Here is a 23,020-nt window from a genome sequence, read left to right on the forward strand (position 1 = left end):
TAGTACCTGTGAAGGTCGGAGACGTCATTGTCTCCGGCCTTTATTTTTGTGGATTAATGAAGGGAAATTTCGGTGGTTAAGACTTATTCACTTGACGATTTTTTGAAAGCTGTACGCCAAGGACATCGCGCCGAATCGCTTGCCATTCTCAATCATTTTATTGATAACAAAGAGCCATTAAAAAGTGATTGGATAAAATGTGCCGCACTTGCACTTAGAATTGGTGAGATTCATAAAGCGAAACAAGCTGCTGATTTTTATCGTTCAGAAATGCCACAAACATTGCGCCATTTGATTAATTATTGTGGTGTTTATGCGGAAGCTGGTGACTTAACTAAAGTACAAAAACTGGTAGAACCGCAAATAAAGAAAGATCTGAAAGATCCTAACCTATTCCATTTAGCTGGAACCGTTGCCGCGCAATTAGGGCAATTAGATCGAGCTAGAAACTATTTAATAAACGCTTTAAAGCTAATGCCGCAATCCGGTATTACCTGGTTCACCTTAAGTAGTATTACTGATTATAAAAAGTATCCTGAATTGCTCGATAAGCTTGAGCAATCATTTGCGATGGTGCCAGAAGCTGACGCGAAGAACCGGCAGCAATTTTTCTACAGCTTAGGTAAGGCCTATGCTGATTTAGGGCGCTTCGATGACGCCTACAAAGCTTACGCGGCCGGCGCTGAAATTATGCAGCAGGCAAGTCGCTATTCGGTTAAAGCCGATGAACAGTTTGTGAATGACATTATTGCGAACCACAGCAGTGATGTCGTGGCGAATTTACCGCGTAGCCGATCGGGACATAACCGTGCCGTTGCGCTGCTCGGTTTGCCACGTAGCGGCACCACGTTGCTTGGACAAATGTTAGCGGCGCACTCAAAGGTGAAAGGCGCTGCGGAAACTGGCGCCATTGGTTATGCCAGCATGCACCTGCGTAATGAAAACTTCGCTGATTTTCCGAGCTTCATAAAGCAACACGGTGATCCGCAAGGCGCGATTGATCATATTTCAGATGTGTATGCCCATGTGATTAACCAGCAGTTTAGTGGGACGAATCTGGTGGTGGATAAAACCATTCAGTTGAGTCGCCACTTTGCGATTTGGGCGCAGGCGTTTCCGCAAGGCAAAGCGATTTATATTCAACGTAACCCAGAAGACGTGGCATGGTCGTGCTTTAAGAGTAACTTCCGAGGTCGCGCTGACTGGAGTTGGAAAGCTGAAGATATTGCCAGCTACATGCGTCACGAAGAGCGTTTAATGCAACACTGGTTGGCGGTGTTTGGTGATCGCATTTTAAGTATTCGCTATGAAGACTTATGCCAAAACCCTGAACAAACGTTGAAGCAAGTGTGTGCGCATTTGGGTTTGGCGTTTGAGCCGAGTATGCTGCACTTTTATAAAGATAATGGCCCAGTATTCACTTCGAGTGTGGGGCAGGTACATGAACCAATTCATCAAAAACGTATTGGTTTATCCGCTAATTTTAAAGACTTCCTGGATGCTTGGCGGCAGTCGTAGCTCAGCGCTTTGCGTTGAGCTGCCGCTCAAGCTTTTTTCAACTTAGACCAATGTCTTATTTCCCCTATTGCCATATCCCATCTAGATTACATAAGTGATTCTATAAGTGAATAAATCACTGATAACAACATAAACAATAACAGAACAATCTGGAGGGCGTATGGCTTTCAAAAGCGAAGAACTCGCAAAAGCCTACTGGCGCGATAATATCAGCCTAGTACTGAAGTTGCTGGCTGTGTGGTTTATCGTTTCATACGGGTTTGGCATCATCTTAGTAGACTGGCTCAATCAGTTTACTTTCTTCGGCTTCAAGTTGGGCTTTTGGTTTGCTCAGCAAGGGTCAATTATCACCTTTGTTATTCTAATTTTCGTGTACGTGAAGCGTATGGCGGCGTTAGATAACAAATATGAAGTTCACGAAGAGTAAGGGGCCGAATCATGGATATTCAAACTCTCACGTTTATTATCGTCGGCCTGACGTTCGCTCTCTATATTGCCATTGCAATTTGGTCACGCGCGGGCTCGACTTCTGACTTCTACGTTGCAAGTGGTGGTGTACACCCAGTCATGAATGGTATGGCAACAGCCGCCGACTGGATGTCTGCCGCATCGTTTATTTCAATGGCCGGTATTATCGCTTTCGCAGGTTACGACGGTAGTGTGTACTTAATGGGGTGGACCGGTGGTTACGTCTTGTTGGCTCTATGTTTGGCGCCATACTTGCGTAAGTTCGGTAAGTTCACCGTGCCTGATTTCATCGGTGATCGTTACTACTCTCAAACCGCACGTACTATCGCAGTTATTTGCGCTATCTTGATCTCGTTTACTTATATTGCGGGTCAGATGCGTGGTGTGGGCGTGGTATTCTCGCGCTTCTTAGAAGTTGATATCGCAACAGGTGTATTCATCGGTGCGGTTATCGTGTTCTTCTACACCGTACTAGGCGGTATGAAAGGGATTACCTATACGCAGGTTGCACAGTACTGTGTACTCGCGTTTGCATACATTGTACCTGCGGTATTTATCTCAATTTATATGACTGGTCACGTACTGCCACAAACCGGCTTTGGTGCAACCATTGCTGAAGGCGTCGCGGGCGAGGGCACCTACTTGCTCGATCGGCTAGATGGATTGTCCGCTGAACTGGGCTTGGCTGCTTATACCTCCGGTATTAAATCGAAGATTGACGTATTCGCAATTACTTGTGCGTTGATGGTTGGTACCGCTGGTTTGCCACACGTGATTGTTCGCTTCTTCACCGTACCAAAAGTACGTGACGCGCGTCGTTCAGCTGGTTGGGCGTTGGTATTCATCTCAGTTGTTTACCTAACTGCGCCATCAATTGCTGGTTTCGCGAAAGTGAACTTGATTAACACAGTGAATGGTCCTGATCTGCAAGGCGTTGAGTATGACGCGGCACCAGACTGGGTGAAAAACTGGGAAAAAACCGGTTTGATCGCGTGGGAAGACAAGAACGAAGACGGCAAAATGTTCTATTCAGGTGATGCGCGCAACGAAATGACCGTTGACCGCGACATCATGGTATTGGCAAACCCAGAGATTGCTAATTTACCAGCTTGGGTCGTGGCATTGGTTGCTGCTGGTGGTGTTGCTGCGGCACTATCTACCTCGGCAGGCTTACTGTTGGTTATTTCGACATCCATCTCGCATGACTTGTTGAAACGAACCTTAACTCCGAATATTACCGACAAACAAGAGTTGCTGTGGGCACGTGTTGCCGCTGCAGTGGCGATTGCGCTGTCGACTTGGTTTGGTATTAATCCGCCCGGCTTCGTGGCGCAGGTGGTCGCCTTCGCGTTCGGCTTAGCCGCAGCGAGCTTCTTCCCTGCCATTATTCTGGGTATCTTCTACAAGAAAATGAACAGCCAAGGCGCTATTGCCGGTATGTTGGTTGGTATTGTGTTCACCTTGGCGTACATTATTTACTTCAAGTTTGTGAACCCAGCCGCGAACAATGCTGATAACTGGTTGTTCGGTATCTCGCCAGAAGGTATTGGTACCATTGGTATGTTGCTGAACTTCATCGTGTCTTATGTGGTACATAAGATCACAGGTGATGCGCCGCAAGATACGCAAGATTTGGTGGAGTCGATTCGTTACCCGCGCGGTGCGGGTGGTGCGACGCACTAATTAGCAAAGCCCGGCTTCACGCCGGGCTTTTTCGTTGTTCGTTATTCGTTAGTGGTTATTCGTTTTGATTTTTTGGCTTTTTCGAGTAACGATTAACGAATAACTAGTAACGCTTTTAAGGTGTTCAATGCAGCCGGAATTTACTGAGGTTCAGCGCTTTTTACTCGATTGCCCACCGTTTGACGAACTAACCGGTGAACAGCGCCAGTGGGTGGCGCAGAACATTGATGCCGCTTATGTCAATGAGCACAACGTGGATGCACTGTTTAAGCAACACAGCCCGGCGCTTTATATTGTGCGCTCTGGCGGCTTTGATTTGCTTGCGCCCGATGGGCATTTGATTGAGCGTTTAGAGTCACATGACTTATTTGGCTTTCCATCGCTGCTAAGCGGGCGGCCTGTGGTGAATAAGCTCAAGGTGATTGAAGATGGGATTATCTATATTGTCTCGGCGGCGATGTTCGATAAATTGCGCCAAAACGTGCGCGCCTTCGAACAATACTTCATTCGCGCCCACGGCCAACGCCTGCTAAGCGAAGTAGCCCGGCGTTCTCCTCGTGAGGTAGGGCCGGGACGTGGCGAAGCCACGGTTAATGCTGATGCGAGTAATAATCGCGATTTTAATGAAACGGAGAGATTAACCGCTAGCGCGTCCCGGCCTGCAGTGACAGAAAAGTCGCCGGGCTACGACACCCTCGAGCTTACCATTGCGGAAGTGATTAGCCGCGAGCCGGTGACGGTATCCAGCACAGCCTCTATCCGCGAGGCCGCCGAGCTGATGCGCGACGAAAAAGTCTCATCGGTGATGGTTACAGGTGCAGTCCAAGGTCTGACCCCCAAGGAGGGGGCAGACCTTGGACTGCACCCCACCTCCTCCAAACTCTTCGGCATTCTCACCGACCGCGATTTAAGAAACCGCGTCATCGCTCAAGGCCTAAGCTACGACATTCAAGTGAATGCGGTGATGACCCAAGCACCGGCAACGGTCTACGGGCGGCAAACGCTGATGGATGCGCTGACGTTAATGACCCAGCATAATATTCACCATCTGCCTGTGCTAAACGATGACGACCAGCCAATCGGCATGATCACCAATACCGATTTGATGCGCCAACAGCGCAGCGAACCGGTGATGTTGATTAGTGCTATCAATAAGGCTGAAACACGCGAGCAACTAGTCGCAGAAGCTCAGCATATTCCGGCTTATATGCAGACGTTTGCGGCGCGCGTTCATGACACCACTATGGTGGGGCGTCTGTTAGCGTCGTTAACCGATAGTATGACCCGTAAGTTGATTAGCCTCTTTGAACAAGACCATGGCGTTGCGCCAAGTGCGTACTGTTGGATAGCGTTCGGCTCACAAGGCCGTGAAGACCAAGTGCTCAGCTCGGATCAAGACAATGGATTGTTGCTAGGCAATGGCTTGAACGAGCAACAACGTGAATGGTTTAAGGGGCTTGGCGAATATGTCTGCACCGGCTTAAATGAATGCGGTATTCCGCTGTGCCCTGGCGATATCATGGCGTCGAACCCTGATTGCCGACGCACGCTAGACGGCTGGCTTGACCGCTTCCATACCTGGACCGAGAGCCCAACACCGAAAGCCCTCATGTACTGTCAGATATTCTTCGATTCACGCATGGTGCACGGCAATAAGCGTTTGTATCAGCGCTATCGTGACGAAGTTGCCAAACTTGGCAAGAACGAGTTTTTCTTGGGCAATTTGGCACGCTTACAAGTGAGCGTTCAAGTGCCATTGGGATTATTCAATCGCTTCCGTGGCACAGAATCTGGGAAAGATAGCGATTTGATTAACATAAAGCGCTACGGCATTGCGCTGATTAATGACATTGTGCGCATCTATTCGTTGCAAGCAGGGCTTACGGTACCGCAAACATTAATGCGACTTGAGCAGCTGCGTGGCAGTAATCTATTGAACCGTAAGGATAACCAATCGTTGGGAGAAGCATGGCAGTTTTTAACCCAACTGCGGCTGCAGCATCAATTAAATATTTGGGGTACCGATAAATCGAAGAACGCTTTAGACCCTGATGAACTCAGTACCTTGACCCGCCGACAATTAAAAACTGCATTTCGAATTATTAAAGATTGCCAGCAAGGCGTTGGTTTGAAGTTCGGGCGTATTGGCTAATGTGGGATTTAGTCAAACGCTGGTGGCGGACGCATCAAGCTCGAAAAAAGGCGTGGACGGAACATCGCTATATTGCACTTGATATTGAAACCAGCGGGTTAGATCCTGCAACCGATCAGATATTGGCGATTGCGTGGGTTGAGGTAGCACCGCCAGTGATTCATTATACAACCGGGCGCTACTATCTTATTGACCACGATGAGACTGATTTGAAGCAGTCTCCGGTTATTCACGGACTCGTCAAGAAGGACTTCATTGAGACCTCACAACTGTGTGATGTGATGGCACAACTTTCTGAACAGTTGAATAACAAAATATTAATTTGTCATCATATACAACTTGATTGGCGGTTTCTTAAACAGGCAGCCAAGCGGTGTGATATTGAACTTTCTCCTCTCGCGTTATTTGATACGTTGGCATTTGAGGCTAGCCGATTAAAGCGTCAACAACATCATATTCAACGTGGCTCTTTAACCCTCACAGCCTGCCGCTCAAGGTATGGTCTCCCCGAATACGACGCGCATCATGCGTTTAGCGATGCCATTGGATGCGCCGAATTAATGCTCGCTCAAGGCTACAAATATGCGGGCAGTTCAAAAAGTTCATTGTTTTAACGATATTTTTATACAACTTTGAACGTTTTTCGACGAATGACGTTTTATTTATGTTGAAAATCCATTGAAAAGACCAAAGGACTGTGGTTATCTAAGCGAGATTCTATGTCAACTGACTATTGTGGCAATAGAACGCTTAGACTTCAGCGTGGACGACTAAAAATGCCGTGCTGAAAATATAATAATAATGGGAGTAAGACATGGCTAAGAAATCATTTTTAGCGAACTCGATTCAAGCAATTCTTATTGCAGGGTTTAGTTCTGCGGTATTGGTCGGTGCACCGGTATACGCGCAGGATCAAACTGAGCAAGAAGAAAATGCAAAAGAGGTCGAGGAGCGCATTCAGGTTACTGGTTCGCGGATCGCTCGTCCGGAGTTGTCACAAGCGGCACCGGTCATTTCGATTGATAGCGAAGACATTAGTGAGTTTGGTACACCGGATCTAGGTCAGATTCTTGCTGAATTACCAGCGGTTGGTGCTACAAACACCCTAATCGGAAACCGTAATAGTAACGCTTCTGGTGGCGTGAGCTCAGCTGACTTACGTCGTTTAGGTGCAGGTCGTACACTTGTTCTTGTAAACGGTAAGCGCCACGTAGCAGGTTCACCAGGTTCAGCGTCAGTTGACCTTTCTACTATTCCATCGTCAATGATTGAACGCGTTGAAGTTATGACTGGTGGTGCATCGGCAATCTACGGTTCTGACGCCGTATCGGGTGTAATCAACGTTATTACGCGTACCAACTATGAAGGTCTAGAGTTCAACGCCCGCGGCACCAGCTCTACTGAAGGTGTTGGCGCGCGTACCCATGAATTCGGTATCTTAGGTGGTGGCGACTTTATGAATGGTCGTGGTAATGCGACATTCCATATCGGCGTCAACCGTATTCAAGAAACAATGGAAGATGATATTCGCCAGTTCCAAAGCTGGGGTACTATTTTGAATCCTGAAGATACTGGCCGACTAGACGGTATTCCAGATCGAATTTTCGTTCCAAATGTTGGTTCTGAGTATATCTCGGGCAACGGTGTTCTTTTATGGGATAATTTCTACGGTTTATTACCAGACGGCTCATACGTTGTTCAGCCGCCTCGTCAAGGAACTAACTCTGCATTGTTTGGTTATTTTCCAGATGGTTGTGACACCTGCGCATTTACGCAGAAATACGTGAACTTGCAGCCAGAAGTAAATCGTGTGAACTTGGCATCTACTATTGATTTCGAACTAAGCGACTCAGCGCGTTTCTATTCTGATTTCAAAGTTACTCGTGCCGATATTCAACAACAGTTCCAGCCGGCGTTTACGACTTCTACCCGCATTAATGTTAACGACAACCCTTATTTAAACGAAGAGTTACGTCAACGTCTTCTTGATGCTGGTGCAAGCCAAGTTACCATGTTCAAATTCTTCGAAGATTGGGGTAACCGCTCAGCTCAAAACCGTCGTGAATTATTCCGTTATATTGGCGGTGTTGATGGTGTAGTTAACCTAGATCAAAGCTTCCTTCAGTACGACTTCTACTATGGCTATGGTGAAACGCGTAACCGTCGTATCACGGAGAATGAATCAATCCCAGGCAACATTGCTGCCGCGGTAGATACTATTCGTGATGGCGAAGGTAACATTGTTTGTCGCGACCCTGATGCTGGTTTAGTAAATACTGGCGGCGAATGTGTGCCTTACAACCCGTTCGGTCAGAATGCGACTGCTGAAGCTATTGCCTTTATGAGCGCTGATGTTGTTCGTGACGACAAAATCACTCAGGAGTATGTGGGTGCGACATTCGTTACTGATAGCCAAAACCTTTTCGCATTACCAGGTGGTGCAGTTGATTTAGCATTTGGTTTCGAGTGGCGTGAAGAAACATCTGAAACTCTAACAGATGAATTTACTCGTCGTGGTTTAACTAACAATGCGGCAACACCGAATCAATATGGTGAGTATGACGTTACCGAATATTTCGTTGAGGTTAACTTACCTATTCTTGACGGCTCTTTCTTGGCTGAAGAGTTAAGCATCGATATGGCTTATCGTGGTGCTGATTACTCGCATGCTGGTAAAGCTGATTCTTGGAAAGTTGGTTTCATGTGGGCACCGATTGAAGATGCACGCTTACGCGGTACTTTCGGTCGTGCGGTACGTGCACCGAATATTTCAGAAGCGTTTAGCCCACGTTCGCCAGGTTTTGTAAACATTACTGACCCTTGTGATGCGACTCGAGTTAATCAAAACCCAAATCGTGCAGCAAACTGTGCCGCCTTGGGTGTTCCTGAGAACTTCCAGTCAAATACAAACGTAAGTATCAACTTGATCTCTGGTGGTAACCCGAATCTTGACGTAGAAACTTCAGACTCATGGACATTAGGTGTTGTCTGGACTCCTTCTTCAATCGAAGGTTTCACTGCGACATTAGATATGTATAACATTGAGATTGAAGATGCGATTACTTTCATCGCTCCGCAATCAGTTATCAATAACTGTGTTGATTCAGAAGGTGCGCCATCTGCTACTTACTGTGCGCAGGTAACTCGTGATCCAGAAACCAACCAGCTTACTGCTGTAGAATCTGGTTACTTGAACGCAGCGGCTCTAGAGACTCGTGGTATCGAACTTGATCTCCGCTATCGTACAGATCTACAAGCGTTCGATTTACCTGGTGAGTTATCAAGCTCATTGTTTATCAACCACCTTGATTCATTTGTTTTCTACTCGTTCCAAGATCAACCAGATCTTGATGACCGTGAAGAAGGCGAAGTGGGTGATCCGCAATGGCAGTTCCGTTTCACTAATACTTATCGTTTAGACAACACGAGCTTTAGCTGGAACGTGCGCTACATTGACCGTTCTGCTTTATATGACGTGACTCCGCGTTTAGAAGCTTATGAGAACGTATCTCCAAACGAAGTTGGTTCAATTTTAACGCATGACCTTTCTGCGCGTTATTTTGTAAACGACAACTTCACTGTTGATTTCGGTGTACGTAACGTCTTCGATAAGACTCCTCCAGGATATGTGGGCAATGCTTTGTATGACCTAGTTGGTCGTCGTGCATACGCTGGATTGAACTATCGTTTCTAAGTAGACGAAAAACTACTTAAGTAATGAGTTGAAAGCCCTGCCGCACAATGGCAGGGCTTTTTTATTTATGGCTTAACCAATTGACCAAAAAAAGTTCCCTAAATGTGCAAAAAAAAATCATATTTAACAACTTTTGTTCGTTAAGTAGGTTGCCGATATAGAATTTTTTGATTAGTATCGAGTACTGAGCGGTCAAGGTTTACGCTTTGTAAGCCGTGACCGTCGACGCACGAGGGCGTTCACGTGCCGACTTTAAACCTAGTAAATCACGTATAAAGTGATCCAGGGAGAACACAGTATGTATACTAATAATAAATTAGCTAAGTCTATCCGCTTAGCACTTATGTTCGGTGGCGCTTCACTTGCGTTGTCAGGCACTGCGGCAGCGCAGGACCAGTCTGGTGACGAAGCAGAAGTAGAAGCCCAAGAACGTATTACCGTAACAGGTTCACGTATCAAACGTACTGACTATGAATCATCTAGCCCAGTACAAATTACTTCTTCTGAAGAAATCAAAAACTCTGGTTTTACCCGTATTGAAGATTTGATGAACAGCTTGCCACAGGTAGAAGCTGCTCAAACTTCATTCATCGCGAACGGTGCATCAGGTGTTGCAACACTTGACCTTCGTGGTATCGGTACAAACCGTACGTTGGTATTGATGAATGGTCGCCGTTTACAATCTGGTGGCGTATATTCACAAGCACCTGACGTTAACCAAATTCCAGCCGCGCTTGTTGAGCGTGTTGAAGTTCTTACCGGTGGTGGTTCTGCAACCTACGGTGCGGATGCGGTAGCTGGTGTTGTTAACTTTGTAATGAAAGACGACTTTGAAGGTCTAGAAGTTAACGTTGGTGCTTCTGGTTATCAGCACAGCAACGGCAACGATTACATGCAAGGCCTGATGGATGAAGCCAACTTCGGTTATCCAACTGGCGGCAGCGGCATCGACGGTAAGTCATACAACATCGACGTAACCATGGGTAGCAGCTTCGCTGACGGTAAAGGTCACGCAACTGCATACGCTACATGGCGTCAAATCAACGAAATGCGTCAAGAAACGCGTGATTATTCATCATGTGCACTTAACGCAGCTGGTACTGCTTGTGGTGGTTCATCTACTGCACCATTACCGAATACCTTCTTCGCTCCAATTGTTGATGGTGAATATGATCTAGACCAAGAAGTTTGGTGGTCATTGAACCAAGACGGTAGCTTCTCTCCATATGATGGTACTAACGTGTATAACTACGCGCCAGTTAACCACTTCATGCGTCCTGATACCCGTTACACCATGGGTGCGTTCGTTAACTATGAAGTAAACGACTCGTTCCGTCCGTACATGGAAATCAGCTACATGCATGACCGTACTATTGCTCAGATCGCTGAGTCAGGTACTTTCTATGCATTCCGTCAAGACATCGACATCAACAGCCCATTGTTCACTGATGCACAACGTGCTCAGTTCCGTAGCCAATTCGGTCCGGACGTAGAAACTATCGGTGCTTATATCGGTAAGCGTAACGTTGAAGGTGGCCCACGTATGAACAACCTGGAACACAGTGCGTTCCGTATGGTGTTCGGTGCTGAAGGTTACTTGAACTCAAACTGGTCATATGACGCGTCATTCCAGTATGGTTCAACTTCTTCAAATACTGCGTATATCAACGACTTCTACATCAAGTATGTTCAAGATGCGTTAGCTAACGCAGAATACGATGTATTCACTCCAGGTGGTGTTACTGCTGAGTCTGCTGATGCATTAGGTGGTGTTGCAATCATGACCGGTATCACTTCACAGCGTATCGTGAACGCTTATGTGACCGGTGAATTGGGCGCAAGCTTACCATCTTCTGATTTGCCAATGGCTGCGGTATTTGGTTTCGAAAACCGCGAAGTAGACTTCGAACGTACTGCTGACACTATCTATCAAGAAGGTGCGTTGGCTGGTCAAGGTGGTCCAACTAACAGCCTAGTTGGTGGTTATAACGTTAAAGAATTGTTCGGTGAGTTGAGCGTTCCAATTGCTGAAGGCCGTGACGGCATCGACAGCATGACCTTAGATTTAGGTGTACGTTTCTCTGACTACAGCACTTCTGGAAACGAAACAACCTACAAAGCGGCGTTGGACTACAACGTAACTGCTGATTGGAAAGTTCGTGCGAGCTACAACCGTGCGGTACGTGCTCCGAACGTTGGTGAATTGTTCGCTGCAACTTCAATCGGTTTGTGGGGTGGTACTGACCCGTGTGCGGGCGATACTCCTGAGTTCACTGCGGCACAGTGTGCGAACACTGGTGTAAGTGCATCTCAATACGGTAACATCGATGCGAACCCAGCGTCTCAGTACAACGGTTTGTTCGGTGGTAACACTGAATTGCAACCAGAAGTAGCTGATACCTACACGTTCGGTATCGTTGCGAACCCAATGGATAACTTCAACTTCACTGCCGACTACTGGATCATTGAAATTGAAGAAGTTATCGGTACTTTGGGTGCGTCTAACACCTTACGTCTTTGTGGTTTGACTGGTGATGCAGTTTACTGTAACAACGTAAACCGTGCGCCTTCAGGCAGCTTGTGGCGTGGTAACGACGGCTTCGTTCGTGCAACTAACATCAACGTTGGTTCTGAAGAGTACAGCGGTGTTGATATCAACGCTAACTACACTCTTGAAGACGTGTTAGGCGGTACTATTACTGCTCGTATGAACGGTTCATACTACCTTGAGAAGTACGCAGATAGCGTAGGTGAAGATTGTGCTGGCCAAATCAACTCAAACTGCTTCCCGCAGCCAGATTGGCGCCACTCTTTAACTATGACCTATACTCCGGATGATATCTGGACTGCACAGTTGAAATGGCGTTACTTCGGTGGCGTTGACTACAACGAAACAGTTGACCAATTATTACTTGGTAAAGGTATTGGTTCACAGAGCTACTTAGACGTAGTAGGTACTTTTGAAGTGAACGAAAATACTTCTGTTCTTGTTGGTATCAACAACATCCTAGATAAAGAGCCACCATTGGTAGGCGGTTCAATCTCTACTAACGCAAACACTGTTGCTGGTTTCTACGACACATTAGGTCGTTATGTCCACGCAAGCGTAACTTTCCGCTTCTAATAGCGAAAGAAATAGCGTTTAATAAAACGGCGACTTTTAGTCGCCGTTTTTTATTTCCCGCTATAAAAAATAACAGAACTCCAAGGGTTGTATCATGAGCGAGCAGTCACAGGTCACGAATATTCAAACAATAATTAATCATGTCACCAAGCTTTTGAAAGACGGCCAACCAGCTGAAGCATTAGCTTTTCTCGAGTCTTCACTAAAAAGCGAACCTCAGTCTGCGCCTTTGCTGCATTTGATTGCACAAGTGAAAAATAAACTGGGCGACATTTCCGGGGCGCTCGATTATTTGAACAAAGCAATTGAAATTCTTCCTGAGCACCTTGTGCTGCAAATTGATCGTTTGTATGTGCTTGAGCGGTTGCGACAGCGCGAAGCGCTCCACAAGGCATTGGAGCAGGCTGAGCAGTTAGAACCTAGTAATCAAAAGTATCAACAACAGCTTGCACGTTTTTATACGCAACTTGATAAGCCAGAACGCGCGTTATCGATCATCAAACGCCTACGTAAGCAACATGCCGACGATACCGTATTGATGTTCGATGAAGCGTTAAATACATGGTTTAGCGGTGAAGTTAAAGCGGCTGAAAAAATTACAGAGTCGGTATGCGCAAGTGAGCAGGCGCCATCGATGGCATTCTATGTACGCTCATTACTACGCAAACAAACCAAAGCACGCAACCATGTTGACGATATGGCAGCACGCGCACGCAAAACAGAGGTGGCTGATACACCATTATGGTTTGCTTTAGCGAAAGAATATGATGATTTAGGCTTACATGAGTTGGCCGTTAATGCTGCCGAGGTTGGTAATGCATTACAAAAGAAGGTCACACCTTACAACGAAGCCGCAGAACTTGAAGCGCTGAAGCAGATACGCTTGGTAGCGAATTCTTGGAAAGGCCAGGGGCGCGGCAACAAGAAAACTGATGTTACACCGGTGTTCATTGTCGGTATGCCAAATACCGGAGCTACCCTAGTAGAGCGTATGTTGTCGGTAAGCCCACAGGTGAAATCACTCGGCGAATTCGCTGATTTTCCGTTGTTGTTAAACCAAGCCATTGAGCGCTACGTAGCTGAAAACAGCACCGCAACGCGTGAGCAAGCCATCACCGAGTTGAATTACACTGAGCTCGGTAAAGCTTATTTAGCACAAATTTCCGAGGTAGCTGACGGCCATTCGTTTGTCATCGATAAGCTGCCTTTCAACTTCTTATATTGTGGCATCATTCAGAAGGCACTACCGACTGCGAAGATTATTCATGTTTCTCGTGATTCTCTCGATACCTGTTGGTCAATTTATCGCTCGTTATATGCTGGTCGCTACGCTTATGCGTACAATCAAGCTGAACTGGGCCGTTACTATCGGCACTATCAAGACATTATGGAAGCTTGGCATCACGCGCTTGGTGAGCAGTTACTGAATGTGTCCTATGAACAGCTGGTTGCCAATACCGAAGCAACTCAAGCACAACTGTCGAGTTTCTGTGGTTTGCCGATTGAGAGCGACGAGAAGGTGATGGTTAATCAGGTGCCTAGCGTTTCAACTGCGCGTGGCGAGCCGATGATTACGAAGGTATATAAGCACGCAGTAGGACGTGCCAAACCTTATGCGGATTATCTGCAGGACCTTGTACAAGCTTTGAATGACTGATGCACGTGCAAAACCAGCAACTCATGTATCTCACTGAACAATTGGCTAAGCAGCCTCACAATTTGGGGCTGCTTGATCAATTGGCCGCACTTTATCTTCAGCTAAAGCAACCAGAGCAAGCGTCTGATATCTATCTTCGCTATATTGCAGAACATAAAACGCATGCCGGCGCACAATTTAATTGTGCTTATTATGCGCGTTTGGCTGGACGCTATGAGCAGGCTATTGATTATTATCGACGGGCGTTGGCTTTAGGTATTGATGGTGCTGAAGAGGTGTACGCCAATATCGGTGTTATTTATAACGAGGGATTGTTGGATAATGACCATGCGCAAGAGGCCTTTAAACAAGCATTAACCATTAATCCGAACTATGTTCCGGCGCTTTATAATTTAGCGAATAGCTACGAGCAAGACGGCGATAAGGCAAATGCAGCACACTATTTTAATCGTGTCATTGAGCAGGAGCCGAATTTCGTCATGGCTTATGTGCGGCTAGCTGATGTGTACACGGCTGACACGGCTGACGATGCACTCATTCTCAAGCTTATGGCTTTCTTTAAAGCCGCTGCATGCTCCCTTGATGAACAAATCGACATTGCCTATGCGTTGGGAAAATTATTCGATGACTGCGGCAGTTACGACCAAGCCTGGCATTATTATTGTGAAGCCAATAACTTAAACGCGCGGACCATGCCGGCATGGTCGCGGAACGAACAATTGCGGTTGTTGAACGAAATAAAACAGACATTTTCAGCAGAATCATTCACCGCTGCGGAATCAGGCAACCTGCAACCAGTGTTTATTTGCGGCATGTATCGCTCCGGTTCAACGTTACTTGAGCAAATGCTTGGCGCACATGATGCGATAACCAATGGCGGTGAGCTCGAATACTTCCCGCGCTTATGGCAAAGCGTTGAGCGCGAGGGTTTAAGTGCATATTGTTCAAAGATGTCTGAAGAGGATTTTAAGACGCTAGGTGAAGACTATACGCGTTTTGTTGAAACGCGATTTGAGAACGGCGGTATCGTCACCGATAAACGTCCCGACAATATTTGGCGTTTAGGGCTGATTAAACGTGCTGTTCCGAATGCCAAGTTTATTGTGACGCAGCGCCAGTTATTGGATAACTGTTTATCGGTTTACTTTACTCGTTTGAATGCATCGATGAATTATGCGAATTCAATTCAAGATATTTTGGATTTTCTCGAATTGGAACAGCAGCTGTTGGCGCATTGGCAATCGATATTTGGCGATGACTTGATTGTTGTTGATTACGATAAACTCGTGCGCGATCCAGAAGCCACGTTGCGTCCGGTTTTTGAATGGCTTGGGCTGCCTTGGCAAAGTGACTGCTTGACGTTTCATCAACGCCACAATAGTGTGCGCACCGCCAGTGTCTGGCAAGTGCGACAACCGCTGTATCAACGTTCTTCTGGACGATTCAAAAACTACGAGCGGTTTCTATCAAGCCGGTGATATGTCGCATGGCGCCGTCATGCGTATGCCATCACCATGAAATGGAACGGTGCCGTGGAAGAAATAACTCGGAAAGAATACACAATAGCCAACTTGAGGGCATACCGCATAGGTACGCTCCTCAACACCAGGTAATTCGAGCCCCGACTCACCAAATTTAATCCAGCCCGCGTGAGTCGGGTCATCCTCTTTGACTTGCTTGGGCAACTGAATGTAAGTGCAGCATGAAATCCAGCCTTCGGGGTGAACATGATTCGAATGAAAGCCGTTTTCAGTCAAACGCACCGACCATGCACCGGTGAAGCGAACGCCATCGGTTTTCCGAGATAACAATGGATGCTTCGGATCATTCGGTAATTGCGCAACATAGCTCTCGGCTGCTGTTGCAATCATTTGCTTGAAGGTTTGCAATATCGGTTGGTTTTGCGCGAACAAGTTACCGACGGTTTGGGTACCATGGCGGACACTCTGATCGAGTGGTTGCTGATGCGTTTTGTGCAGCTCTTGTAATGTTTCTGCGAGCTCAGACATAAAATGTTCCGTTGACGCATAGTCAGAAGGCGCCTGTAACGGAATGATCTTCACAAAATTAGAGTAGTCATTTAGACGTTCAGCCTGAGGGTTTTCCAGCGCATGGAGGCAAAGTGCTTTGTAAGCTATTACCTCTTGGCTGTGTGGGTGTAATTTCTCAGCCGCCTTCAAGTGCTCAAGCGCTGATTCAAACTGGCCTTTGCGCATGAGTGTTGTGGCGATATCAATGCGGTGGCGGATCACATTTGGCTGCAATTGAAGCGCCTTATCAAAGCTTTCGAGTGCTTCATCAATGCGGTCAAAGCGGCTCAAAGCTGAACCTTTCAGGTGATGAAACTCCGCCCAGTCAGGAAATTTAGACAATACGTCAGTACAAGTCTGAATACAGTTATCGTAACGCCCAGCCATTAGTTGATGCGCGGCAAGACTATATTTTAATGCTCTGGATTGCGGTAAGCGTTGCAGCGCCGCGTCAATAGATGTCAAGAACTTCTCTTGTGGACCATGCTCCCAATAGAGTTTATTCAGCGCCACATGAGCATCAATGTATTCAGGTAATTGTTTGACGAGATTCAGTAATACCGCTTCAGTATCTTGGTAACGCTCTAAATCGTAATCAATACACGCTAGCAAATAATCAACCAGTGGCGAGGGTTGCGATAACTGTTGTTTCGCCTTTGCGATAGCTTGCAACGCTTGCTCGGGTAGTCCCATGCTGCGAAATAGTTGAGCATGAAGCAGATAAGGTTCGAATTGATTAGGTAACTGGCGTTGTAACTCGTGAATATGTTCTTCAGCCAAGTTGAAAAAGCCGTGCTTGATGTACAAATTAATGAGGGTTTTACGAGACGGCGTATGTTCAGGGTGATGCTTTAGAGCGACTTTCAAGTTTTCGGCGGCGGCTTTGGGCTGATACTGATGTTGTAAACTCAATGCGAGAATATGAAGGACATCGGGGTGCTTGGCATCGAAGCGAAGCAGATGCCGACATTGATGCTCCGCCTCTTTATACTGTTCTGCCCGAAAGGCACTGACAGCTTGTTTGAACAATTTTTGTACATCGGTCATGGTTACTACACTTTTTATTATTATTGTTGTGTAGATTTTGTACCATTGAGCGACGAATGGATCAAGTTTTGCGATGAGTTACATGCTGGCGTCTCCGGCAGGAGTCGAACCTGCGACCTGCCCCTTAGGAGGGGGCTGCTCTATCCAGCTGAGCTACGGAGACATACACTTTATACTAGACATAAAAAAACCAGCCGCAGCTGGTTTTTCTAAATCGTACGTCGGTAACGCAACCGAACAGCGTCTTACAGAGCGCTGATTTTCGCGTTCAAACGACTCTTATGACGAGACGCTTTGTTTTTACCGATGAGACCTTTAGTCGCGTAACGGTCAAGTACCGGTTGAAGGCTAGTAAATGCCTGCTGTGCAGTCGCTTTATCGCCTGCTTCAATTGCAGCAGTTACTTTCTTCATCAAGGTACGCATCATTGAGCGACGGCTCGCGTTGTGGCGACGGTTCTTTTCCGCTTGTACCGCACGCTTTTTAGCAGACTTAATGTTAGCCAAGGTGAACTCCTAAAATTCGTTATCTATGTGCAATGGTTTTGTAGGGCGGGGAATATGCCTGTTTTCGAGCCTAAAGTCAAGAGCGAAGTTCGTTATTGGTTATTAGTTATTCGTTATTAGTTATTGGTTGGTGTATTGTAATTGATTGATTGAATTCAACATGGAGGTTGATATGAAAGCTCGTTTAATCGTCAAAGAAATTGCTATTGAATTGTGAGTTTATGTCTATGAATTGACTAAAGCGTTTCCATATGAAGAACGTTACGGTTTGAGTAGTCAAATTAGGCGGTGTGCTGTTAGCGTTCCGAGTAATATTGCTGAGGGAGCGAATAGGCATTCGATTAAGGATTTTCTTCGATTCTTGTACATAGCTAAAGGCTCGCTTTCAGAGCTTGAAACACAACTTACAATTGCTGTTCGCTTAGGTTATATCTCTGACTTTGCAAATGATTTATTATCTCGTACGCTCATGCTTATAAATGCGCTGATAAAATCGCTCAAACTACGAGTAACGAATAACCAATAACGAATAACGAACAACGGGGTTCTCTTGTCAAAGTCCTTAACTAAATCCGGCATCATTGTCAGCTTCATGACACTCATCTCGCGTGTGCTTGGGCTTGTGCGCGATGTGGTGATTGCGAACTTGATGGGGGCTGGGGCGGCGGCCGATGTGTTCTTCTTTGCGAACAAGATACCGAACTTTCTGCGTCGATTGTTTGCGGAAGGGGCGTTTGCGCAGGCGTTTGTGCCGGTACTGACTGAGTATAAGCAAGGTAAGACGCTGGATGAGCAGCGTTTGTTGATTGCTCGGGTGGCGGGTACGTTGGGTACGTTGGTGACGGTTGTGACACTGGTGGGAGTGGTTGCCTCGCCGGTGGTGGCGGCGATGTTTGGTACGGGTTGGTTTCTTGATTGGTATCACGATGGTCCGCAAGGGCATAAGTTTGTTTTGGCGGCCGACTTGCTGCGTATTACGTTTCCGTATTTGTGGTTTATTACCTTTACCGCCTTAGCCGGCGCGATTTTAAATACGATTGGTAAGTTCGCGGTGGCGGCGTTTACGCCGGTATTTTTGAATATTGCGATTATTGTTTTCGCGATATGGCTTGGGCCGCAACTTGATCAACCCGAATATGCGCTAGCATGGGGTGTGTTTGTTGGTGGTGCCGTACAGTTCTTATTTCAAATTCCGTTTTTGAAGCGGGCAGGGTTATTGGTTCGTCCGCGATGGGGATGGCGAGACCCTGGCGTCACTAAAATCCGCACGTTAATGATTCCTGCCTTATTTGGGGTGTCGGTTAGTCAGATTAACCTACTATTGGATACGTTTATTGCATCGTTTTTAATGAGTGGTTCAATTAGCTGGTTATATTACTCCGACCGGTTATTGGAATTTCCGTTGGGATTATTTGGCATTGCGATTGCGACCGTTATTTTGCCAGCGTTAAGCTCACGTCATGTGGACAAGTCAGCCGAAGAGTTCAGCCGTACGTTGGATTGGGGTATTCGTACGGTTGTATTGCTTGGATTACCAGCCATGTGCGGTTTGATTGTGCTTGCGGAGCCGATGCTGATGGTGTTGTTCATGCGCGGTGAATTCACGCCTGAAGATGCGCGCTTGGCCTCTTATAGTTTGTTTGCGTATGGCTCGGGCTTACTGAGTTTCATGTTGGTGAAGGTATTGGCGACTGGATTCTATTCACGCCAAGATACCAAGCGACCCGTGAAGTACGGCATTATCGCCATGATTTCAAACATGGTGTTCAATATCATTTTCGCGATTCCTTATGGTTATGTCGGTTTAGCCATTGCAACGTCTCTTTCTGCCGCTGTTAACGCCGGTTTGTTGGGCTATAACCTGTGGCGCGACGGTGTGCTCAAACGTTATCCCGGGACACTAACTTATCTCACCAAAGTAGCGCTATCTGTGGCCGCGATGGTTGCGGTGGTGTTCTATCTTGTACCTGCTCGATCGTGGTGGCTTGCGGCTGAATTTGTTGATCGAGCGTGCCAGTTGGCGTTGCTAATTGGCGCTGGGGCGGGAACGTATTTGCTGTCCCTCCTCCTTCTTCGCGTGAAAGTTCGTTAATCGTTAATCGTTAATCGTTATTCGTTATTGGTTATTGGTTGTTCGTAAAAGCAAAAACGGTACTTGTTGTTAAGGCTTGGGTTGAGGGAGAGGGGGCTGGCATGGGGCGGATCATAAATATATTTGTGGCATTTATGTTGGTGCTTGGGCTGCTTAGTTGTCAGGTACCGGATAGTGAGACTAAGGCGTCGGTAATTGATGAAAGCAGCCAAGAGATTCCTCATTCCTTTGTAATGGCTGAGCAATCTGAGTTACCAGAGCATTCGCGTTTGGTCGAAACTTCCGCAGGACAATTTCATGTTCGTGCGATGGGGCTCAATAATCCCGGTCCAGCAGTGATTTTGCTAGCAGGGCCTAATTACAATTACCACAGTGATAGCGCTTGGTTTGCTGCGCTCCAACCGCTATTGGCAGAGCAATATCGGGTGTACAGTGTTGATCGCCTTGGTAATGCGTTCAGCAGTAGTAGTGATGATTTGTCTTACCGTCGTTTTGCTGACGATTTGGCATTAGTGATGCAGCAGCTGGATGAGCCTAATTTGACTGTGGTGGCCTTTGCTAGCGCGAGTATTAGTGCACGTTGGTTCTATGAGCTGCATGGCGAGCAGTTTGATATTCAAGCCATGCTGTATATTGATCCGGATATTCCATTGGCGCATTCATTGAGCTTGTATCAGGGCTATCCAGCTAACTGGTATCGAGATAATTTAGCGACGTTATTGCCGCATTTGGCTGCTGGCAATTGGACCGAACGAACCAAAGACAAACTCGATGCGGAATATCAACAGATCAGACAATGGGCTGGTGAATATGGTACCGCCGTCGACTGGCGTTACTTGGAGCAAATCATGCAACAACGTTTGTTGATTTCGCATCAGCAAGCCAGAGCTCTTGAAATTGCTGCATATATTGCTGATTTAGACGGCTACGCGACGTTGCCCATGATAACCGCAATACCCGTCAGTGTGATTGACAGCGATTTTGAGCAGCAGGATATCGCCGCTGCGGCTGATGATGCTGAGCTATTAGCTGCGTTGCAAAAATGGCAGCAGGAAGGGAGTACTTGGAGTGTCAATCAGGCTGCAGTGTCTAATGGCCAATATATTCCTCTAACTGGAAGCGACCACATGGTTCCATTACAACAACCACAAATCATCCAACATGCTTTAGAGTGGCTCCTCAACCAATAGCTCTCTCGCTCGCGCTTTTTCGAATAACGAATAACCAATAACCAATAACGCTTTTCGCGCAGGTCTATATTTGGTCTTTATTTGGGCTTTACCGCCATTCTCGTCTAATCTTACTCCTGAAATCACCAACAAGGAGTAATAGCCATTTATACCGTGAAACGACCGCGCGTGACCACTGTGTCAGGGTTTAAGAAAGAAATTGCCACCATGGATGTGAATGAACCGGTTTTGGTGACCCAGAACGGTGAACCGCTGTATGTGGTGCAAGACCCTGCCCAATACGAAGCCATGCAAGAGCAGATGGCGATGTTGAAAATGATTGCACTGGCTGAAAAGGATGTTCGGGCTGGTCGTGTTGTGAGCCGAGAAGAGCTCTTCAAAGGATTGGCAGAGGAGCTCGGCGCAGATGACGATCTCAATTGATTATACGAGCCATTTCAAATCCCAAGCTCGTAACCAAGTAAGGTTTCTTATAAAAAAAGTGGGGTATCGATTAGCACAACAATTCGTTGATAGCGTACTTGACCAATTTGAACAAAAAGTTTTGATGTTTCCCCAACGATGCGCTCGATGTTCAGAAAGTGCAGAAGTAGGTTTTGGACAATATTACGAATTTATTGATACAAAGACGCAGGTTCGGATTATTTATCGGCTTGCCGAGGGAGATGATTCGCATATATCGGCCCTGTTATTTGTGCGAACAAGACAAGATTTGCGTGATCAGCTTTTTCAGCTGGTATTAATGAGCCCTTAGTGTCTGGTTAGCGTTTGGCGAGCCTGCTATAATCGCCGCTTTGTTAATCACCTGAAATAACGACAGGCTTGCTACGCACTGATGCAGTTAATTCGCGGAATCCATAATATTCGACCTAAGCACCGTGGGTGTGTCCTTACTATTGGCAACTTTGATGGTGTTCATTTGGGCCATCAAGCGGTGTTGGCGCAAGTAAAAGCACAGGCACTTGCTCGTAGTGTTCCAGCGACGGTGATGACCTTTGAGCCGCAACCGCAAGAGCTGTTTCAGCCTGATAAAGCACCGGCGCGATTAACGAATTTTCGTGAAAAGCACATGGCGCTGCGCGAGCAGGGTATCGACCGCCATATTGTCATTGAGTTTAATCGCAAATTTTCTAATTTGCCGGCGCGCGAGTTTATCGAGCGAGTGCTGGTTGAGATGCTCGGTGTGCAATTTTTGGTGGTCGGCGATGATTTTCGTTTCGGCCACGGTCGCGAAGGTGATTTCGCGATGTTGCAACGCGCTGGCGCAGAGCTGGGCTTCGAGGTGGTTGATACGCAGAGTTACCGTCAACAACAGCAACGTGTTAGCAGTACTGCGATACGTCAGTGCTTAAGTGATGGCGATTTTACCCAAGCAGCAGCTATGCTTGGTCGGCCGTATGCATTTCAAGGGCGCGTGGTGCATGGTGAGAAAAAAGGCCGTACTATCGGTTTTCCAACCGCAAATATTCAGTTAAAACGGTTGCATTCGCCGCTTCAGGGCGTATTTGCTGTGCAGGTACAATGCAATGATGGCAAAATGCATGCAGGCGTTGCTAATATTGGCAGACGGCCAACATTGAATGGTGAGCGAGTGCAGCTAGAGGTGCATTTGTTCGATTTTGCGGGCGATTTATATGGGCAGCAGTTGCGGGTGGTGCCAACGCACTTTATTCGCGCGGAGCAGAAGTTTGCTGATTTTGCGCAGCTGCAGCAACAAATCGCCGCCGACGCTGAAAAGGCAAAGGCGTTACTCGTTATTGGTTATTAGTTAATCGTTAAAACCAAACATGAACGACGAATAACGAATAACGCTTTTTAAATTCAAAAATTGAAATAAGTTATGGGGCAGATAACACCCC

At 46.7% G+C, this 23,020-nt stretch carries 17 protein-coding genes and 1 tRNA gene; 15 read left to right on the top strand and 3 right to left on the bottom strand.

From position 1 onward, the window contains the following. The first annotated feature begins 72 nt into the window (after window positions 1-72). The 9 genes from D3795_RS00200 to D3795_RS00240 all read left to right on the top strand — a co-directional run bounded on the left by D3795_RS00200 (window position 73) and on the right by D3795_RS00240 (window position 15,774). Window positions 73-1,518, top strand: coding sequence for a tetratricopeptide repeat-containing sulfotransferase family protein (locus D3795_RS00200; protein WP_156265638.1), 1,446 nt, complete (start codon window positions 73-75; stop codon window positions 1,516-1,518). Window positions 1,519-1,678: 160 nt separating this feature from the next. Continuing rightward, window positions 1,679-1,945, top strand: a complete 267-nt coding sequence (locus tag D3795_RS00205) for a DUF4212 domain-containing protein (RefSeq protein ID WP_092856100.1) — start codon at window positions 1,679-1,681, stop codon at window positions 1,943-1,945. Window positions 1,946-1,956: 11 nt separating this feature from the next. Beyond that, a complete protein-coding gene (locus D3795_RS00210) occupies window positions 1,957-3,669 on the top strand; it encodes a sodium:solute symporter family protein (protein ID WP_156265639.1) in 1,713 nt (570 codons plus the stop codon). A gap of 127 nt (window positions 3,670-3,796) precedes the next feature. After that, window positions 3,797-5,821: a DUF294 nucleotidyltransferase-like domain-containing protein gene (locus D3795_RS00215; protein WP_310942355.1), complete on the top strand. Its 2,025-nt coding sequence runs from the start codon at window positions 3,797-3,799 to the stop codon at window positions 5,819-5,821. Further along, window positions 5,821-6,435 carry a 3'-5' exonuclease gene (locus tag D3795_RS00220; RefSeq protein ID WP_156265640.1) on the top strand — a complete coding sequence of 205 codons (615 nt, stop codon included), beginning with the start codon at window positions 5,821-5,823 and terminating at the stop codon, window positions 6,433-6,435. Before D3795_RS00215 ends, D3795_RS00220 begins: the two co-directional genes overlap by 1 nt. 200 nt (window positions 6,436-6,635) lie before the next feature. Beyond that, window positions 6,636-9,515 carry a TonB-dependent receptor domain-containing protein gene (locus tag D3795_RS00225; protein ID WP_156265641.1) on the top strand — a complete coding sequence of 960 codons (2,880 nt, stop codon included), beginning with the start codon at window positions 6,636-6,638 and terminating at the stop codon, window positions 9,513-9,515. A gap of 298 nt (window positions 9,516-9,813) precedes the next feature. Next, complete coding sequence (locus D3795_RS00230) at window positions 9,814-12,639, top strand: TonB-dependent receptor domain-containing protein (protein WP_156265642.1); 2,826 nt, start codon at window positions 9,814-9,816, stop codon at window positions 12,637-12,639. 94 nt (window positions 12,640-12,733) lie between these two features. Then, a complete protein-coding gene (locus D3795_RS00235; RefSeq protein ID WP_156265643.1) occupies window positions 12,734-14,296 on the top strand; it encodes a tetratricopeptide repeat-containing sulfotransferase family protein in 1,563 nt (520 codons plus the stop codon). Further along, on the top strand, window positions 14,296-15,774 hold the full coding sequence (locus D3795_RS00240; RefSeq protein WP_156265644.1) for a tetratricopeptide repeat-containing sulfotransferase family protein: 1,479 nt from the start codon (window positions 14,296-14,298) through the stop codon (window positions 15,772-15,774). The genes D3795_RS00235 and D3795_RS00240 overlap by 1 nt, the downstream gene beginning before the upstream one ends. Here the strand turns inward: D3795_RS00240 and D3795_RS00245 are convergent. The 3 genes from D3795_RS00245 to rpsT form a co-directional block, all read right to left on the bottom strand. Then, window positions 15,763-17,373, bottom strand: a complete 1,611-nt coding sequence (locus tag D3795_RS00245) for a tetratricopeptide repeat protein (RefSeq protein ID WP_156265645.1) — start codon at window positions 17,371-17,373, stop codon at window positions 15,763-15,765. The genes D3795_RS00240 and D3795_RS00245 overlap by 12 nt on opposite strands. A gap of 86 nt (window positions 17,374-17,459) precedes the next feature. Then, a tRNA-Arg gene (locus D3795_RS00250) sits at window positions 17,460-17,536 on the bottom strand. 82 nt (window positions 17,537-17,618) lie between these two features. Then, on the bottom strand, window positions 17,619-17,879 hold the full coding sequence (rpsT, locus tag D3795_RS00255; RefSeq protein WP_126759302.1) for a 30S ribosomal protein S20: 261 nt from the start codon (window positions 17,877-17,879) through the stop codon (window positions 17,619-17,621). Window positions 17,880-18,111: 232 nt separating this feature from the next. Here rpsT and D3795_RS00260 point away from each other — a divergent pair, with 232 nt between their 5' ends. The 6 genes from D3795_RS00260 to ribF all read left to right on the top strand — a co-directional run bounded on the left by D3795_RS00260 (window position 18,112) and on the right by ribF (window position 22,929). Further along, a complete protein-coding gene (locus D3795_RS00260) occupies window positions 18,112-18,405 on the top strand; it encodes a four helix bundle protein (RefSeq protein ID WP_156265646.1) in 294 nt (97 codons plus the stop codon). A gap of 24 nt (window positions 18,406-18,429) precedes the next feature. Then, window positions 18,430-19,971 (top strand): murein biosynthesis integral membrane protein MurJ, encoded by a 1,542-nt coding sequence (gene murJ / locus D3795_RS00265; protein ID WP_156265647.1) that lies wholly within the window; start codon window positions 18,430-18,432, stop codon window positions 19,969-19,971. A 101-nt stretch (window positions 19,972-20,072) separates the two neighbouring features. Further along, the gene (locus D3795_RS00270) at window positions 20,073-21,161 is read left to right on the top strand and encodes an alpha/beta fold hydrolase (protein ID WP_156265648.1); all 1,089 of its coding nucleotides are present in this window, start codon (window positions 20,073-20,075) and stop codon (window positions 21,159-21,161) included. A gap of 168 nt (window positions 21,162-21,329) precedes the next feature. Continuing rightward, complete coding sequence (locus D3795_RS00275) at window positions 21,330-21,584, top strand: type II toxin-antitoxin system prevent-host-death family antitoxin (protein WP_216648959.1); 255 nt, start codon at window positions 21,330-21,332, stop codon at window positions 21,582-21,584. Beyond that, window positions 21,568-21,915: a hypothetical protein gene (locus D3795_RS00280; RefSeq protein WP_156265649.1), complete on the top strand. Its 348-nt coding sequence runs from the start codon at window positions 21,568-21,570 to the stop codon at window positions 21,913-21,915. The genes D3795_RS00275 and D3795_RS00280 overlap by 17 nt, the downstream gene beginning before the upstream one ends. Before the next feature lie 81 nt (window positions 21,916-21,996). Next, window positions 21,997-22,929 carry a bifunctional riboflavin kinase/FAD synthetase gene (gene ribF / locus D3795_RS00285; protein ID WP_156265650.1) on the top strand — a complete coding sequence of 311 codons (933 nt, stop codon included), beginning with the start codon at window positions 21,997-21,999 and terminating at the stop codon, window positions 22,927-22,929. Window positions 22,930-23,020: the final 91 nt, after the last annotated feature.

The sequence above is a fragment of the Pseudidiomarina andamanensis genome (genome assembly GCF_009734345.1).
GTDB lineage: Bacteria > Pseudomonadota > Gammaproteobacteria > Enterobacterales > Alteromonadaceae > Pseudidiomarina > Pseudidiomarina andamanensis.

Coding starts and splice junctions, on each gene's coding strand:
- D3795_RS00205 (WP_092856100.1), top strand. CDS start 1,679: ATGGCTTTCAAAAGCGAAGAACTCGCAAAAGCCTACTGGCGCGATAAT.
- D3795_RS00210 (WP_156265639.1), top strand. CDS start 1,957: ATGGATATTCAAACTCTCACGTTTATTATCGTCGGCCTGACGTTCGCT.
- D3795_RS00215 (WP_310942355.1), top strand. CDS start 3,797: ATGCAGCCGGAATTTACTGAGGTTCAGCGCTTTTTACTCGATTGCCCA.
- D3795_RS00220 (WP_156265640.1), top strand. CDS start 5,821: ATGTGGGATTTAGTCAAACGCTGGTGGCGGACGCATCAAGCTCGAAAA.
- D3795_RS00225 (WP_156265641.1), top strand. CDS start 6,636: ATGGCTAAGAAATCATTTTTAGCGAACTCGATTCAAGCAATTCTTATT.
- D3795_RS00230 (WP_156265642.1), top strand. CDS start 9,814: ATGTATACTAATAATAAATTAGCTAAGTCTATCCGCTTAGCACTTATG.
- D3795_RS00235 (WP_156265643.1), top strand. CDS start 12,734: ATGAGCGAGCAGTCACAGGTCACGAATATTCAAACAATAATTAATCAT.
- D3795_RS00240 (WP_156265644.1), top strand. CDS start 14,296: ATGCACGTGCAAAACCAGCAACTCATGTATCTCACTGAACAATTGGCT.
- D3795_RS00245 (WP_156265645.1), bottom strand. CDS start 17,373: ATGACCGATGTACAAAAATTGTTCAAACAAGCTGTCAGTGCCTTTCGG.
- D3795_RS00270 (WP_156265648.1), top strand. CDS start 20,073: ATGGGGCGGATCATAAATATATTTGTGGCATTTATGTTGGTGCTTGGG.
- D3795_RS00280 (WP_156265649.1), top strand. CDS start 21,568: ATGACGATCTCAATTGATTATACGAGCCATTTCAAATCCCAAGCTCGT.
- ribF (WP_156265650.1), top strand. CDS start 21,997: ATGCAGTTAATTCGCGGAATCCATAATATTCGACCTAAGCACCGTGGG.